The organism is Shinella lacus (assembly GCF_010994755.1).
Taxonomy (GTDB): Bacteria; Pseudomonadota; Alphaproteobacteria; order Rhizobiales; family Rhizobiaceae; genus Shinella; species Shinella lacus.
This window is the reverse complement of sequence record NZ_WHSB02000028.1, coordinates 1-14,744: the sequence shown is the minus strand read 5'-3', so window position 1 is coordinate 14,744 and position 14,744 is coordinate 1. Positions and strand designations below refer to the sequence as shown.

Annotated in this window: 19 protein-coding genes; 7 read left to right on the top strand and 12 right to left on the bottom strand. The window is 58.9% G+C overall.

Annotation, left to right across the window (positions count from 1 at the left end; genetic code table 11):
* Positions 1–3 precede the first annotated feature (3 nt).
* Genes GB927_RS33420 through GB927_RS33410 form a run of 3 tightly spaced genes read left to right on the top strand, consistent with a single transcriptional unit; the run spans position 4 to position 1,630 of the window.
* On the top strand, positions 4–771 hold the full coding sequence (locus GB927_RS33420) for an exonuclease domain-containing protein (protein WP_256121471.1): 768 nt from the start codon (positions 4–6) through the stop codon (positions 769–771).
* Complete coding sequence (locus tag GB927_RS33415; RefSeq protein WP_256121470.1) at positions 768–1,112, top strand: hypothetical protein; 345 nt, start codon at positions 768–770, stop codon at positions 1,110–1,112. Before GB927_RS33420 ends, GB927_RS33415 begins: the two co-directional genes overlap by 4 nt.
* Positions 1,109–1,630 (top strand): 2'-5' RNA ligase family protein, encoded by a 522-nt coding sequence (locus GB927_RS33410; protein ID WP_256121469.1) that lies wholly within the window; start codon positions 1,109–1,111, stop codon positions 1,628–1,630. Before GB927_RS33415 ends, GB927_RS33410 begins: the two co-directional genes overlap by 4 nt.
* A gap of 120 nt (positions 1,631–1,750) precedes the next feature.
* On the opposite strand, the gene GB927_RS33405 is transcribed toward GB927_RS33410, so the two are convergent.
* The 6 genes from GB927_RS33405 to GB927_RS33380 all read right to left on the bottom strand — a co-directional run bounded on the left by GB927_RS33405 (position 1,751) and on the right by GB927_RS33380 (position 8,218).
* Positions 1,751–1,960, bottom strand: coding sequence for a hypervirulence associated TUDOR domain-containing protein (locus tag GB927_RS33405; RefSeq protein ID WP_256121468.1), 210 nt, complete (start codon positions 1,958–1,960; stop codon positions 1,751–1,753).
* Positions 1,961–2,002: 42 nt separating this feature from the next.
* Positions 2,003–2,305, bottom strand: a complete 303-nt coding sequence (locus GB927_RS33400) for a hypothetical protein (RefSeq protein WP_256121467.1) — start codon at positions 2,303–2,305, stop codon at positions 2,003–2,005.
* A gap of 66 nt (positions 2,306–2,371) precedes the next feature.
* Positions 2,372–2,854, bottom strand: a complete 483-nt coding sequence (locus GB927_RS33395; protein ID WP_256121466.1) for a pyridoxamine 5'-phosphate oxidase family protein — start codon at positions 2,852–2,854, stop codon at positions 2,372–2,374.
* A gap of 73 nt (positions 2,855–2,927) precedes the next feature.
* Positions 2,928–6,182: a DEAD/DEAH box helicase gene (locus GB927_RS33390; RefSeq protein WP_256121490.1), complete on the bottom strand. Its 3,255-nt coding sequence runs from the start codon at positions 6,180–6,182 to the stop codon at positions 2,928–2,930.
* Positions 6,183–6,238: 56 nt separating this feature from the next.
* Positions 6,239–6,640: a DUF2177 family protein gene (locus GB927_RS33385; protein ID WP_256121465.1), complete on the bottom strand. Its 402-nt coding sequence runs from the start codon at positions 6,638–6,640 to the stop codon at positions 6,239–6,241.
* Between the two features lie 498 nt (positions 6,641–7,138).
* Entirely contained in the window at positions 7,139–8,218 is a 1,080-nt protein-coding gene (locus tag GB927_RS33380; protein ID WP_256121463.1) for a LacI family DNA-binding transcriptional regulator, read from the bottom strand.
* Positions 8,219–8,326: 108 nt separating this feature from the next.
* On the opposite strand from GB927_RS33380, the gene GB927_RS33375 reads away from it, so the two are divergent.
* Positions 8,327–9,163 carry a phytanoyl-CoA dioxygenase family protein gene (locus tag GB927_RS33375; protein WP_256121462.1) on the top strand — a complete coding sequence of 279 codons (837 nt, stop codon included), beginning with the start codon at positions 8,327–8,329 and terminating at the stop codon, positions 9,161–9,163.
* Between the two features lie 33 nt (positions 9,164–9,196).
* Here the strand turns inward: GB927_RS33375 and GB927_RS33370 are convergent, their stop codons facing one another.
* The 4 genes from GB927_RS33370 to GB927_RS33355 form a co-directional block, all read right to left on the bottom strand.
* Positions 9,197–9,481 carry a hypothetical protein gene (locus GB927_RS33370; protein ID WP_256121461.1) on the bottom strand — a complete coding sequence of 95 codons (285 nt, stop codon included), beginning with the start codon at positions 9,479–9,481 and terminating at the stop codon, positions 9,197–9,199.
* 17 nt (positions 9,482–9,498) lie between these two features.
* The gene (locus GB927_RS33365) at positions 9,499–10,368 is read right to left on the bottom strand and encodes an SDR family oxidoreductase (RefSeq protein ID WP_256121460.1); all 870 of its coding nucleotides are present in this window, start codon (positions 10,366–10,368) and stop codon (positions 9,499–9,501) included.
* A gap of 74 nt (positions 10,369–10,442) precedes the next feature.
* Entirely contained in the window at positions 10,443–10,985 is a 543-nt protein-coding gene (locus GB927_RS33360; protein WP_256121459.1) for a DNA-3-methyladenine glycosylase, read from the bottom strand.
* 71 nt (positions 10,986–11,056) lie between these two features.
* Positions 11,057–11,305 carry a DUF6894 family protein gene (locus GB927_RS33355; RefSeq protein ID WP_256121458.1) on the bottom strand — a complete coding sequence of 83 codons (249 nt, stop codon included), beginning with the start codon at positions 11,303–11,305 and terminating at the stop codon, positions 11,057–11,059.
* 174 nt (positions 11,306–11,479) lie between these two features.
* Between GB927_RS33355 and GB927_RS33350 the strand changes: the two genes are divergently transcribed.
* Positions 11,480–11,824 carry a response regulator gene (locus tag GB927_RS33350; RefSeq protein WP_256121457.1) on the top strand — a complete coding sequence of 115 codons (345 nt, stop codon included), beginning with the start codon at positions 11,480–11,482 and terminating at the stop codon, positions 11,822–11,824.
* Positions 11,825–11,930: 106 nt separating this feature from the next.
* Positions 11,931–12,974, top strand: coding sequence for a sensor histidine kinase (locus tag GB927_RS33345; protein WP_256121456.1), 1,044 nt, complete (start codon positions 11,931–11,933; stop codon positions 12,972–12,974).
* A gap of 108 nt (positions 12,975–13,082) precedes the next feature.
* Here the strand turns inward: GB927_RS33345 and GB927_RS33340 are convergent, their stop codons facing one another.
* Together GB927_RS33340 and GB927_RS33335 are read right to left on the bottom strand one after the other, a co-directional pair.
* Complete coding sequence (locus GB927_RS33340; RefSeq protein ID WP_256121455.1) at positions 13,083–13,676, bottom strand: general stress protein; 594 nt, start codon at positions 13,674–13,676, stop codon at positions 13,083–13,085.
* Between the two features lie 22 nt (positions 13,677–13,698).
* Positions 13,699–14,016, bottom strand: coding sequence for a PepSY domain-containing protein (locus GB927_RS33335; protein WP_256121454.1), 318 nt, complete (start codon positions 14,014–14,016; stop codon positions 13,699–13,701).
* 373 nt (positions 14,017–14,389) lie between these two features.
* Here GB927_RS33335 and GB927_RS33330 point away from each other — a divergent pair.
* On the top strand, positions 14,390–14,744 hold a 355-nt coding region (locus GB927_RS33330), incomplete at its 3' end, for a YciE/YciF ferroxidase family protein (RefSeq protein ID WP_256121453.1).

The window sequence follows — 14,744 nt, the reverse complement described above, 5'->3', positions numbered from 1 at the left end:
GGATTGAGTGATCAGAAAGCCGTGCCCTTATCCCGCGTTCGCGTCATTGATCTGGAAACGGCAGGGAACGGACCGAATGACATCTGTGAGATCGGATGGCAGGATGTCGTTCTAGAGCCTGATGGACGATGGACCGTCAACGACGACCGTGGCGCAGTCTTCGTCAATCCAGGTCGGCCGATTTCGCCTGAGACAATGGCCATCCATCATATTCTCGACGAGCAGGTGGCAAGCGCGCCGTACTGGAAACAGGCTGCGCCGCACATCTTGCGTCCCTCCGGCAGCATCGACGCATTCGCGGCCCACCGCGCTACCTTCGAACAGAGATATTGCACGCCCCGCCTCACCGGCGGCCTGCCCTGGATCTGTACCTGGAAATGCGCAATGCGGGTCTGGCCCGACCTACCGCGCTTCTCCAACCAGATGCTGCGCTATCAGCGGATGCCGGCAGGTCTGATCCATAAGATCGGGCTGCCGGCGCATCGAGGCATGCCGGACGCCTATGTGACAGCCCATCATCTGCGGGACCTGTTGAACGCTGCGTCGCTCGACCAGTTGCTGGCCTGGAGTGACGAGCCCGGCCTGTTGCCGCGTGTGCCTTCTGGTGCAGATCGTGGCAAGGGGTGGGATCGTCTCAGCACGGAGGCTCTTACCGAATTCCTGCGTGATCGGGATGCCGATATTCGCTTCAGCGCCGGAACCGAGATGGCGAGGCGGGGTGAGATCGGGCGGCCTGGTGTCGTCGAGCCTGCGCAGCGGACACTCATATGACGCCGCGCCCGGAAGCGACCGAGTATCCGCAGACGCCGGACGGCCGATATTTTGTCGTTCGCGGTCGACTCTGGCGCAGGAGCAACCCGGCGCTGGACGAAGAAACCAGGCAGCGTTTGGACAAGGACCTCATGTCTGCGCGCCGATCGGTCCGCGCCGCAAAAAACGATCGCGACGCCATCGCGCAAGCACGCCGACTGGTGAACGATGCCAAGACAGCGCTCGGCGAACGCGGCCCCGTTTGGTGGGCGGACGGTGAGCCCGACTACAACAGGCATCTGGTCAAGAACACGCCCTATGCCGTTTGGTTTGCGCGCCTGCAAGAAGGGGGCATTGATTGAAGACCCGCCAGCCCCTTATCCTGACTGCACGCATCAACGAAAGCGACCTAGAGCCCTTCGACCGCCTCAGGCGTGAGCATTTTCCGCCGGAGCGAAACTTTCTTCGGGCACATCTCACGATGTGTCATCGTCTGCCGGGCGAATACCTTGAGCGGATCATCGAGATACTGGAGCAGAAGGCGATGACGCAGGCGCAAATCCAGGCGGAGGTGAAATGCCTTCGCCATCTTGGCGCGGGCGTTGCGTTCATGATCGACAGTCCTGACCTTGAGAAGGTCCATGCCTCGCTTAAGTCTGCCTTTTCAACCTGGCTGGGTGGTCAAGATATGCAGAAATGGCGGCCGCACATCACCGTGCACAACAAGGTCTCGAGACCAACTGCGGACACTTTGTACGAAACGCTGTCTCGCGGTTTCAAACCAGCCACCGTGACGGTTGAGGGCATGGATTTGTGGAGATACATGAATGGTCCGTGGGAGCGTGAAAAGCGCATCGACTTCCGCAAGCAATCTGGCTGAGAGGTTCAGCTTTCAATGTCGGTTCACCAACCTTCGTTGACGATGGCCCATGGAGTTAAAACGTCGGCACCCGTTGCCGCGCGAGCCGGCTGACAAAATAGTGGGATAGCAACAGAGCGCCTAAGCCTTGTGAAGGGCGCCGGGCTTGTGAGCGGCCCGCTTGCCCGTCTTCGCGCTTTCGACAATGTACTGGGGATCCGTTTTGGAGGCCTTGACCTTATGTCCCTTGATCTTCGTCGGTGTCGTCTGTTTCTTGACCACCTTCCCCTCGGTCTTGCCCTGACTGGTCTCCCACTCGACCTTGTCGCCCTTGCTAAGCTTCCTTGCCATGCTGATATCTCCTAGGATTTTTTGGCATGTAGCCGACGAGTGCTATTTCAGTTTGCTGGATGCCCAGTCGCGGCCCTCGTCCCCGCCCCACAGAAGCCAGGCGATGTAGCCGGCGGACGGATTGTCGTCGTCGCCGAAATTCTTGGCGCGCTTGTCGACCTTATGCCGCGCAAAGTAGCTCTTCATCCGTTTGACGGTGGCGAGGCTGAGTTCACGTTGGTTCTTCAGATCGCGAGCCCGCGCCACGCCGATTTCGGTCCCGCCCCGCTTGAACTTCTCGCGCAATCCCAACCCTTTTGCCGCCTGCTCGGCCATTGCTGCTGTTGGCTTGAAGGTATCAGTCATCGACGGCCCTCATCGAACATGTCAGGATCTGCGAGTAAGGCGGGCATGGTCTGCCCGCCTGCGCTGTCACATCTCAACCTTGGCGTTGTCGCCAAGATTTGGTCTTGTGTTTGTAACCGCCGCCGCCGCCATCTTGATATAGCTGATCACTGTGCCAGGGATGTCCCAGTATTCGGCAGAGTTCGGCGTGACCTTCAGGATGCGGATCGACGGATCGTCGGCGCTGTCCCACCAAGCCTTTGCGGGCGTCGACCACAGGTCGCGGATTTTCTCGCGGTCGTTTCGCACCTCGGCGACGCCGGAGATGGATACATATTTTTGCCCCTTTGAGTCCGCAAACGCCAGGCAGACCTTCGGGTGCTCAGCGACCTCATCATCCTTGTGACTATCGACGTCCGTCAGGAAATAGAAGGCATTCTCGATCCGCTCGCCATGAGCGGACATTGGCCTTGCCTTCAGGTCTGAACCGGATTGGGTGGTAAGCATGCAGAACCCGATTTTTTCGGCGAGCTCCCAGACTTTTTCGTTTTCATCTTCGATATTCGCCACGCGTTTTCTCCTATAGCGGCTGGAGAAAACGGTCGATAATGCAGGAAGTTCCTTGAAAGTAGCCAGCTGCAGGTCAGATTGGCGCTTTCTGTCGGAAGACTTTCTCCAGGAATAGAAGCCACTGTGGGCCCTCATCCATCGCCACTGTAAAAACGAGCCGCGGATCCCGGTATTCGCCCTGACAGAATTTCGTCAGCGCAGCGCGCTGCTTTAGGGTGGGATTACCTGAAAAGCTCATCGCCAAGCCGCGAGGCCCAGCATCGATCCTGCAGACACTATACGCAGCGGCCGCAACGCGAAGTCTGGCAAGGCGGATGAGTGTGGAGACCTCATCAGGCAGCTCGCCAAAACGGTCGTCGAACTCGTCTTCCAGTTCATCCAGGGCACCCTGATCAATCGCGCGAAGCAATCGAGTATACAGGTTCAGCCGCACCGTGCCGTCCGACACATAGTCTTCGGGTATCGATTGGGTGATGCCAATATTGATTGCAACATCCTGTTGTTCACGAAATCCCTGCTTTCCGCCCGCCAGCACCGCGCGTTCTAGGAGTCTTTGATATAGACTGACGCCAAGCAGTTTCATGTGCCCTGCCTGATCGTCTCCAACAATATCGCCGGCGCCGCGCATGTCGAGATCCTGCATGCTTAAGGCAAAGCCCGCGCCCAAGCGATCGTAGGCTTCCATGGTCGAGAGGCGCGCGCGCGTTTCTTCCGAGATGTCGTCCTCTGACAAAAGCATTGCAGATCCTTGGGTCCGACCACGTCCGACTCTGCCCCGAAGCTGGTGTAACTGAGCCAGGCCAAATCGATCGGCCCGCCAAATGAAGATGGTGTTCGCACGCGGGATATCGAGCCCGCTTTCGATGATATTGGTGGACAGGAGAACGTCCCCATCGCCGTCGCCAAATCCGACCACGACCTCGTCCAGGTCTGCAGCTTTCATTTTACCGTGTGCGACGCGGACCGATAGCTCGGGGACGAGGTCTTTCAGCGTTTCGTGAACGCCGTCGATGTCTTCGATTTGCGGTACAACAACGAAACTCTGCCCGCCGCGGCGAAACTCGCGCAGCAGCGCGACACGCATGGAAGCGCGATCGAATGGCCCAAGTGTAGTTCTGACCGGCCGACGTTTTGATGGCGACGTCGCAAGGATGCTGACATCCTGGATACCGATCATCGCTGATTGCAACGTCCGGGGGATCGGTGTCGCTGACATGGCCAGCAGATGCAATGCGGGCGAAAGCGATCTCATCGCCTGTTTGTCGCGCGCGCCGAACTTGTGCTCTTCATCGATGATCAGCAGGCCGAGCCGGGCGAACCGAACATCCTCCGCAAGAACCGCCTGCGTAGCGATGACGATGCCGACGTCACCTGACGCCAATCCGGCCTTTACATCCGCTGCCGTCTTCCGATCGACAATCCTCGACAGCATCTCTACCTTGACATCCGTGTTGGCAAACCGACGCTCGAATGTGAGATAATGCTGACGGACCAGAACCGTGGTCGGCGCTATGACAATTACCTGCGCGCCACACAAAGCGACTGCGGCCGCCGCCCTCAAGGCAATTTCGGTCTTGCCGAATCCGACATCGCCGCAGACGAGACGATTCATCGGCTTTCCAGAGCTCAAATCCTGCAAGACCGAGCGAGTGGCCGATGACTGATGTGCTGTCTCCGCGTAGGGAAAGCGCCGCACGAAGTCGGCGTAAGCCTTCTGTGAGGGAATGAACATTTCCGCGGTGGTTTGGCGACGCAGCTTGGCAAGTCGACGCAGGTGCCTCGCAGCTTTTTTGATGTCCGTATCAATTGCGGTCCGACGTTTGGCCCAAGCCCTGGTGTGCAGGCGGTCCAGTGTGACTGTTTCGGGCGACGATCCGTATCGCCACAGCTTGCCGAACTCGACCATCGGCACGAGGATGGAGCCGCCCTCCCGATATTCGAGCCGCGCCGCGTCCTGACGGATTCCCTCGACATCAAGCGTTTCGAGCCCCTGCAAGATCCCGACACCGTGGTCCTCGTGAACCACGACGTCACCAAGCTGGATTTGCGGCTCATTCAAGAATGATGACGTATCGATCTCATCGGTCTCTTCGCCCAGCACGTCCGCAGTCGTCACGACCTGAATGTGGTCGATGGCAAAGCCTCGCTCCAATTCGCAGTTCAGTGTCAACACGGATCCCGCCGGCGCTGAAACGCACGCCTTCCAGTCATCCACTGCCATCACATCTGATGTCTGAGCCACGGCGCGCACCAGATTTCCCATTGAGCGACCGCAGCCGGCGAGCACCACAGATTGGCCCGCTTTCTTCCGCTGATCAACAAAATTGACCAAGGCTTTTCGGCGATTGCGCCCTTCAATGGAGCCTTGTGGACGAGCGTCGGCGTAATCGATGTCAAATCGGTCAAAACGTGCGATCTCTCGAAGGAACTCATCCCGGTGAAGGTAAAAGGTACGTGGTTTGCGGCGCGTGCCCAACTTTGACGGTGCACGGGCCTCTGTCGCGTCCTGAATGGTCGCAATGAGTTCGTCGAGTTTGCTTTCCCATCCTTCCTGTAAGGACAGCAAACTACCATCGACGGCACTAACGAGCTTCGGCATTGTGCCGTAAGTTCGCAGCAGTTGCTCTTCGACAGATACGGGACGACTATCGGCGGCGTCTGTGAAGCTGCTGAGGATCAGCTCGGAAGCCGGCCCAAATGTCATCTGATCGACCGTTTCAGTGGTTCGCTGAGTCTCAGCGTCGTAAAACCGTAGCTCCTCGATCCTGTCATCGCCGTCGAGCACGATCCGCATCGGAACTGGGCTACCAGCGGGAAAAATGTCGACGACGTCCTCGCGGAACACGAGCTCGCCAGGCTCGTCGGCAAGCGCCTCCTCCGAGTAACCAGTTCTAAGCGCGAATTTTCTGAATAAGTCACGATTAAATGGCTGCCCAACCTCGAGAGTGACCTCGCTTTCCCGCACGACAGAAAAAGGTGGGATTGGCTGCAGCACCGCTCTCAATGAGGTGATGAGCAGCCTCGGCTTAGACGAGGGTTGCAGCCAGAAACGGAGCGCATCCATACGCAGACCCATCACCTGTTTGGACGGCGCGACGCGATCGTAGGGAAGACAGTCCCATGGCGGCAGTAGGACAATCTCGATATCCGGACCGAAACATCCGGCTGCGTTCGCGATCCGCTCTGCCCTACCTCCCGTCAGCGCGATGTAGACATGCGGGCGCGGATCGGAATGCATGATTTCGACCAGTTTTGAGGCGATCAACGCGTTTGAGATTTGGACAGGGGCGGATAACGCCTGATTTGTGAAGCTTGAATACTCGGACACGCGCAAGCCAATCTCCAGTTTTTGTTCGGAGTAAAAAATGGTTTACACCAGCAGAGCTATGCGAAATGTCGAGCGACGGCATAGCCGCTCACGCTTGCAATCGCTGTCAGCACAGTCCCCCAGATCATATCGACGATGCTGAGTGAGATCGGCCAATTCTTCAGTGTCGACAGATTGGTGATATCGTAAGTTCCGTAGGCCGCCAGACCGAGCACGGCGCCGTAGCCCGCTGCCGTCCACAGCGATCTCGCCTCAAGCCCGGGCCAAACGGCCAGCACGACGATCGCTGCAGCGAAGAACAGGTAGAAAACTGCGGCGACCGCAAAATTAGGGGATGGAAGCATTAGATCGCCGAGCTGCTCTTCGTAAAATTCGCGAGCCACGACGCCGAGCCAGATGGCGTCGATGGCCAGGAACGACACGAGGGTTGCAATATAGGCAATTCCGAATGTTCTCACTATTGCACCCTTCCGTGTAACGACGCTGGCTTGTGGGTGCATCCGGAGGGATGCAAACCCAGCCTTCGCCGATCTATATTATTCGTGATATCTCGCTCTGCGCGATAACTCGTAGATCGATTGGGTGTTCCTCCAACTTTTAAGAATTGAGCGCGCTTGTTAGACCGCGGTTCAAACCTGTCGACCAGCTGGCTTGTCAGATACGCGCTGCAATGATCACGTTGCTGAAACGTGTGAGGCCTCGCCTCGAGCTGGTTTCTCCGGAACTAAGTTTCCTTAGCGTGGACGAACCCAAGACAGGGCCCCCTGGTCATCACCGCGGCTGGTGTCGTGAGCGTTCAAGTCGCCTCAGACAGCGAGCTTGCCACTATCTTTGCAGTATTTGAATTCAGCAATCTCTTGCCACCCCGCTCGGGTCTTGCAAAGATCTAAACCCTTCATTCCTAAATCAGGTTTCTCCAGCGCCGCGAGAACCGCACCGTGAACGCCCGTTCCCGGTCACCTCCGTGGTGGCGCAGAGTGGAAGGACGATTTACCCTCAAGGATCGCCTGACAGGATGCCCGCTCGATCAAGGCACAACCCACCTTATGAACACGATGTGATCCCTTGGTGGGAGACGTTCTGCCCAGTTGCCCCAGAGCCCAGGCTCCCATCGGTCGGTGTGGGAGTTCAAGCGTCGTGAGCTGCGGCCTCAGGTGACGGGAAAGCTCATCGTCATCGTAGCCGACGACGGAGATGTCTTGGGGGATGCGCAGCCCGGCTTCTGCGACGGCGCTGAAACAGCCCATCGCCATCTTGTCGTTTTGGCAGAAGATTGCCGTTGGCCGATCGGCGAGCGCCAGGAGTTTCTGCGTTGCGTCGAACCCCGACGTGGGGGTCCAGTTTCCCTCCACCACGAGCCTGTCATCATAGGGGATCTTCGCCTCCACAAGGGCCTCCCTGTAGCCGACAAGGCGATCCTGCGATGCTTCCATGAAGGTCTCGCCAATAATCGTGCCAATACGCCGATGCCCAAGCCCCACCAGCGAGGCGGTGGCCATTCGCCCGCCGTTGATTTCGTCGGGGACCACCGAGGGAAAGCGATGGTCACCGGTATAACAGTTGAGCAGGACAAGAGGGACCGGAAGGTCGTTGAAAACCGGGTCCAGCGAGACGCGCCGAGTGAAAATCGACATGTAGACGATGCCCTGGGCGCCGGCCTGGAGAAGCCGGGCCAAAGCCTTCTGTTCATGTTCCGCCCTGCCCTGGGTCTGTGCCACGAGAATGGTCACGTCGTTTTCCCAGGATTCGTGACGTGCGCCCTCGATAGCATTGACCGCCTCTGGCGTGGTCGCGAGCTGGTCTACGATGAAGCCCACGCAACCGCCGCGAAGATCGTCCAATCCAACGCGCCGGATTGGACTTCCCACGCCGTAGTTCAAGGATCGTGCGGCATCGAGCACCCGTGTCCGGAGATCTGGGGAGATCTTGATGTCGTTGACACTGTTGAGGACAACCGACACCGTGGCCTGCGAACATCCCGCGGCCTTGGCGACATCCATCATCGTCACACGCTTGTTCGTCTTCCGACCGCTCATGCCCACCCCACTGCACTGGTCGGATTTCTACATCAACTAATAAAATTCTTCCATTGACTAATAATTATTAGTCGCGCTAGCGTGTTTGCCGTCGAGGAGGACATCGCAATGACCGCACAGACATCGTTCGAATACGATATCGCCGCACAGATGGCGCAACTTTCCGAGGACGGCATCATCGGATTGAAGAATGCTTTCTCCCCGGAATGGGCGGACGAGATGCGCGAGGACATGATGACCGCCTTCTGGTCGGCCATCCAGCGGCCAGGCGGCGCGGTCGGCCGCGGACCGCGGCGCTGGTATGTGGAGATCCATCCGCAAGCTTTCCGGGGCTTCGTTGACCTGATCACACATCCCTGGCTCCTGGACATCTGCACGAATGTGCTCGGCCCGGATTTTCAGATCGTTGAAATCGGCCTTGATGTGCCGTTCCAAGGCGCGAAATATCAGCCCTGGCACCGCGATTTCCCTTCACCCGTCGATACCTATCGAGACCGCAAGATCACCTCTCTCGCCTTCAACCTGACCGGCGTCGATGTGACAGAGGACATGGGACCGTTCGAAGTGGCGCCCGGCACACAGTATGATGACGGCAGGGAGTGGAAGCACGAAATGTTTCCGGACAAGTCACTCTGGGAACGTTTTCAGGAACGGGGAACGCGAAAATATCCACGACGTGGCGACATTTCGTGCCGCTCCGCCTTGACGGTTCATCGCGGTACCGAACACCGCTCGCCAATCGCGCGTCCCGTCATGGTTCTCGGCGTCGATGCGCCGGGCGCGGGACATGCAGCGTTACACGATATGATGGTGACGCCCGATTGGTACGATGCCTTGCCAGATGTGGCGAAGAAACATCTCGTCTGCCGCGTCGTAACCGATCTGGTGCCGATCACCCAGAAGCACGACATCGAAGGTCTCGTCATGGGTGCTGATCCGATATGACATTTTAGTTTGCAGGGGACGTGCCTGGCGCCCTCAGCGGCGCAGCCGTTGGGCGGGCCGCAATGCTGCCGTGACGAGCAGCAAGAGCACGCCCGCTCCCATCGCCCGCAAATCTTGCCTGGGCCGCCGGGGCGGGACACGTGCATGGATCTGTTCGCGTAGCACCTCAAGCTGCTGACGAAGGTCGGCCAGTTCCTGGGCGACCGCCGGTCCCTGCACCTCGATCAGGCTGCTCGAGGCAGCCGCCTCTTCAATTTCGGCAAGGTACTCCCGCCACTGGGTGTCGCTCTCAAAACCGTGCTTACGAATGTCCGTCATCAAATAGCCTCCTCATTTCAAATCATGATCCCGCCGCCGGTGACCGGCACCACGGCGCCCATCATGTAGCTGCCGAGGTCGGACGCGAGCAGCACATAAGCACCGGCAAGTTCGGCGGGCTGCCCCGCGCGGCCAAGCAGAGACTGCTTGCCAAAACTTTCCGTCTTCTCGGGCGGCATCGTTGAGGGGATGAGCGGAGTCCAGATCGGCCCAGGCGCCACCGCGTTCACGCGAATGCCTTTATCGGCCACCATTTCGGCCAAGCCGGCCGTGAAGTTCGAGATTGCACCCTTTGTCGCGGCATAGGCCAGAAGCTGGGGTGAAGGCTTCCGAGACTGGATCGACGTTGTATTGATGATCGAACTCCCTGGCTTCATGTGCGGAACCGCGGCACGCGCGAGAAAAAAGGGAGCGTAGATGTTGGTGCGAAAAGTCGTATCCCATTCTTGCGTACTGATATCGCCGATCTCTTCATACGTTCGCTGAAAGGCGGCATTGTTGACCAGGATGTCCAGCCGCCCGAAATTCTCCAGGCACTGCCGAACCAAATGCTCACAATGATCCTCGCTCGTTATATCGCCCGGCAGGACAAGCGCCTTGCGTCCCGCCGTCTCCACCCATTGCGCCGTTTCATTCGCATCTTGATCTTCGCTGAGATAGGAAATGGCGACATCGGCACCTTCACGTGCAAATGCGATCGCGACAGCTCGACCGATCCCGGAATCCGCGCCGGTGATCAGCGCCACCTTGCCCTCCAGTCGACCCGATCCGATATAGCTTTCCTCGCCATGGTCGGGGACCGGCTTCATCGCCCCCGTCAGTCCGGGAGGGCTCTGTTCTTGAGGCGGCTGCGGGGGCAACGGACGGCGCGTCTCGGTTTCGGTCATCTCAGTCTCCAATCGGACGTCTCGGAGGCCAAAACTCGAACCGAGCGCCGATGTTCCCCGGATCTCGAGGGTGTTTAGATCGGCTTGCTTAAATAGGCCGAACCCGGCATTGCGAAGCGCCATGGCCGATGGGCTGCCTTGCTGATACCGATCCGACCGCCGCTCATTGCTACGCAAACTTGCGCGGGGAGCTCCAAGGAGAAGGGCGGCGACAGGACGGGAAGGCCATTCATGCCTCCGGTGATGCCGAGTGCCCTGCACAGGTTGCCTGGCCCCGCACAGAGTCTTCGCAGCACCACGCCCGCGCGGCGCTCTGCCATCACCCCAAGGCCATGCGTCGGTTCCAGTGCGCGGATCAGGACTGCGCTCCCTGGCTCGCAAACCAGATTGAAGCACCAGTGCAGCCCATAGGATCGATAGACATACGCGGTTGCCGGCTCGCCGAACATGGCGGCATTGGCAGGTGTTGGACCACGGAAGCTGTGCGAGGCCTCATCATCCTGTCGGTAGGCCTCCGTTTCCACGATGATGCCGCCCACGCCGTCGATCAGAAGGCGCATACCCATGAGATCCGCGGCGACCGCGACGGCGTCTCGTCCGAAAAAACTCTTATCCATGACGCATTGTTAAATCCGAATTGACACCACCGGAACACGTTCTCTGACAGCATCGTGGATTGCAATCTTGATCAGATTTCTTGGGCACCGTGGGGTATCGCCTCCAGCACGAGGCGGAATGTCAGTATTGGTACGCGGTTGGCATCCTGCAGCTCGACTGAAATGCTGTCGACGGGTTCATTCGGCAGACCGTCGACCGCCATCTCGGCGAGCAAGGTCTTCGCTTCTTCCTTGGCTCTTTGCAGATCAGAAAATTCGAAACCGCGGTCCGGCTGAAGGACGCCGTCCTGATCCTGGATCTTGAAATAGAATCGTTCCATTGGCCGCCTCCGCATGACTGTTGTGCGACAATGGCCTTTGTCACCAAACGTTCCCCGGGCCTCACCGATTGCGTCGCCGCCCGGCGAACTTTCAGAGAACGCCTTCGAAGCGAGTTCTAGCCCGGAACGTTGTCTCGACCTAAGAATTAGATCCCCATTGGAAAGTGGGGTCCTATGCGAAAAGTTCTTGTGGTAGAAGACGAGGTCCTGATCCGTCTCACATTGGTCGACGCGTTGCTTGCTGCAGGCTTCGACGTCGTTGAAGCGGGATCCGCCGACGAAGCCGCCGACATTATCGACGAACAGACGATTCATCTGCTTTTCACGGACATTCAGTTGCCAGGTACGATGACGGGAGTGGATCTCGCCCATGCGGTCGCCAGGCGTTTTCCAGATGCAGGAATCATCGTCGCGTCGGGCCGGCTAACCCCAGGCGCCGATGAACTGCCATCGGGTGCCGAATTTTTACCCAAACCCTATCGGTTCGAGGAAATCGTCACCCGCCTGAGCGCTATGTAACACCCGTAGAAACTGTGAGGGGCGTGGATGCGCGCGGGAATGCCGGATTCCTCAAATGGCCATATCCGTGGCATAACGTCGGCACCACACGTTACGGGACGCGCTGATGAAGATTGCGATGGCTACTGACAAGATCTCCTCGCGCGAGCGCTTCCTCGAAGCGATCGTCCAGAGCGCCATCGACTATGCCATCATTTCCATGGATCTTGACGGCCTCGTCACCAGCTGGAACGAGGGCGCGCGAAACATCCTGGGCTGGTCGGCCGATGATATGATCGGCAAGCCGGCAACCGTCTTCTTCACGCAGGAGGACAGGGAACGCGGCGTTCCCCAAAAGGAAATGACGGCCGCTCTCAATCGCGGCAGGGGAAATGACGAACGGTGGCACTTGCGGGCGGACGGCACGCTGTTCTGGGCGTCTGGCGAGATGATGGCTCTGCGTGCACCCGACGACACCGTCATCGGCTTCATCAAGATTCTCCGTGACAGAACCGAGGAGCGGGAGCGTGTCGATCGCGAGCGCCTGCTGATGCACGAACTCGGTCATCGCATGAAGAATACATTGTCCGTTGTCCAGGCAATCGTGACGCAGTCGTTGCGAAATGCTGCGTCGCTGGATGATGCTTCAGAGAAGCTGCAGTCGCGTATCGCCGGTTACGCGCGGGCGCACGAAATCCTCCTTCAGAAGGATTGGGTCAGTGCTACGCTCGCAGACGTGCTCGACGCCGCCAAAACAAATATCGGTCTGCAAGGAAGCGAGCGTCTCCGATCAGTCGGGCCCGACGTTCAATTGGGACCGCAGGCGGCCCTCTCCTTTTCGATGGTCTTTCACGAACTGCTGACAAATGCCTCCAAATACGGCGCTTTATCGAATGCAGACGGGAGCGTTGACGTTGCGTGGGACATCGAGCGCCGCGCGGGCACAGACGTTCTCGTGGTTTCCTGGCAGGAAGCGGGTGGGCCGCACATTCCAAGTTCCGAACCCGATCGCAAGGGATTTGGATCTCGCCTCATCATTTCCAGCCTTCGGGCCTTTGGCGAAGCGGATATATCTTACGAGCCGGGAGGTGTAGCACTCGTTGCCGCGCTGCCACTCGCCCGGATTCAACTACGCAACGATCTGTCGGAGATCGACAAAAACGCGACCTGAAGACGCAGCGGCATTGGATACGCAGTTGCCGAAAAGGGCTGCGTTCACTCGCCGCTGTAACCCGCAAAAAGAAAAGGCCGGCAATTGCCGGCCTCCTCCTGCCTCGCATTAACGCCTGTAGCGCAGGCGTTCCTGTTCGATTTCAGCCGTACCATAAGGCTTCTGAGTGTCATCGAAGCGCGTCCAGCCGCCCTCGGCATAGGCGGCGCGCCGCTGCTCCGGATCCACCCAGTTCGACTTGCGAAGGATGGCTTCGGCTTCGGCGTGGAGGCTGTCGTCGACTTTCGCGGTCACCAGCGTGCCGCCACGGCGCACACCCTCGGCATAGACGTGCGCGTGCTCTTCGGACACGCCGGATTCGGTCAGAGCGCCGATCAGGCCACCGGCCGCACCGCCTGCCACAGCACCGGCGACAGCACCTGCTGCCGTGGCAGCGAGCCACCCGGCAGCGACCACCGGCCCGACACCGGGAATGGCCATGATGCCGAGGCCAGCCAGCAGGCCACCGACGCCGCCAACAGCAGCGCCGATGCCTGCGCCGGTTCCGGCGCCTTCAGCAGCATTGGTTTCCTTGCCATGGCGTTCGTCCGCATTGTTGGAAACGATGCTGATATCGCTGGAGGGCACGCCGCGTGCCTCCAGGGCGCTGACGGCGGCGCTGGCATCGGAGTAGTCGTCAAATAGTCCGGTAACAGTTTTCATAGGAATCTCCTGAAGTCTGAATTTACTTGGCGACGATGTTGCCCTGATAGTCGAGCGCGACGGTCACGGCCTTGCCGTCCTTCATCGCCTTGGCCTGCCAGATGCCCTTGTCGTCCAGGGCAAGGTCGGTGACATCAGCGTAGCCGGCCTCGGCGATGCGTTCCTTCGCCTGGTCCTCAGTGAAGCTGTTGGCACCCTCGACCGGTGCTGTCGCATTCTTGCTGTCGGGTGTGGCAACCGCGGGTGTGTCGCCATCAGTCGCCGGGGTCGTGGACGTCTGAGCAAAGGCGCCAAAAGTCGAGGCGCCCAGAAGCGCTGCGGCTAGGAGAAGTTTTTTCATGATTCTATCCTCGTTCAAGCCTGAGAGCAGGCTCGATAGGAACACCGTGCCGCCCGCATCGTTCCACGAAGAGAAAAATAGAAAATGGTGATGATGGTCCGTGGAACATCAGCCGTTCAAAGAGTTGACGCGCCATGCTGCGAACATTTTGCGATTTTGCCCCTTTCAGCACAACAGCGGCCATCCAGTCGGCCATCATCAAAGAGACGGCGTCCAGTGCAGCTTTCGCATCGAATTCATCGGCGTTCTGGTATTCACCACATCATCTCTGGTTGCAGTCACCACACAGAGTTTATTTTCGAACCGCAGGAACGTCGTCCCTGATCAACGGTTTCTTGAGTCCAGCCTCTCGAAAACGTGATCGGAAACTTCAATGGCTTCGGAAAAGAATCTCAACGACCTCTTCCTTGATACGCTCAAGGACATCTACTTTGCCGAGAAGCAGATCCTGAAGGCATTGCCCAAGATGGCGCGTGCGGCCCAGTCGGAAGAAGCCAAAGCCGGCTTCCTGCAGCACCGCGACGAGACCCAGGGCCAGATCGAGCGCCTCGAGCAGGTGTTCGAACTGCTCGGCAAGCCGGCGCGCGGCAAGACCTGCGAAGCCATCCAGGGCATCATCGCGGAAGGCGAGGAGATCATGGAGGACTACAAGGGCACCGCGGCGCTCGATGCCGGCCTCATCTCCTCGGCCCAGGCAGTCGAGCATTATGAGATCGCCCGCTACGGCA

Coding starts and splice junctions, on each gene's coding strand:
- GB927_RS33415 (WP_256121470.1), top strand. CDS start 768: ATGACGCCGCGCCCGGAAGCGACCGAGTATCCGCAGACGCCGGACGGC.
- GB927_RS33405 (WP_256121468.1), bottom strand. CDS start 1,960: ATGGCAAGGAAGCTTAGCAAGGGCGACAAGGTCGAGTGGGAGACCAGT.
- GB927_RS33400 (WP_256121467.1), bottom strand. CDS start 2,305: ATGACTGATACCTTCAAGCCAACAGCAGCAATGGCCGAGCAGGCGGCA.
- GB927_RS33380 (WP_256121463.1), bottom strand. CDS start 8,218: ATGAGCGGTCGGAAGACGAACAAGCGTGTGACGATGATGGATGTCGCC.
- GB927_RS33375 (WP_256121462.1), top strand. CDS start 8,327: ATGACCGCACAGACATCGTTCGAATACGATATCGCCGCACAGATGGCG.
- GB927_RS33370 (WP_256121461.1), bottom strand. CDS start 9,481: ATGACGGACATTCGTAAGCACGGTTTTGAGAGCGACACCCAGTGGCGG.
- GB927_RS33365 (WP_256121460.1), bottom strand. CDS start 10,368: ATGACCGAAACCGAGACGCGCCGTCCGTTGCCCCCGCAGCCGCCTCAA.
- GB927_RS33360 (WP_256121459.1), bottom strand. CDS start 10,985: ATGGATAAGAGTTTTTTCGGACGAGACGCCGTCGCGGTCGCCGCGGAT.
- GB927_RS33355 (WP_256121458.1), bottom strand. CDS start 11,305: ATGGAACGATTCTATTTCAAGATCCAGGATCAGGACGGCGTCCTTCAG.
- GB927_RS33350 (WP_256121457.1), top strand. CDS start 11,480: ATGCGAAAAGTTCTTGTGGTAGAAGACGAGGTCCTGATCCGTCTCACA.
- GB927_RS33345 (WP_256121456.1), top strand. CDS start 11,931: ATGAAGATTGCGATGGCTACTGACAAGATCTCCTCGCGCGAGCGCTTC.
- GB927_RS33340 (WP_256121455.1), bottom strand. CDS start 13,676: ATGAAAACTGTTACCGGACTATTTGACGACTACTCCGATGCCAGCGCC.
- GB927_RS33335 (WP_256121454.1), bottom strand. CDS start 14,016: ATGAAAAAACTTCTCCTAGCCGCAGCGCTTCTGGGCGCCTCGACTTTT.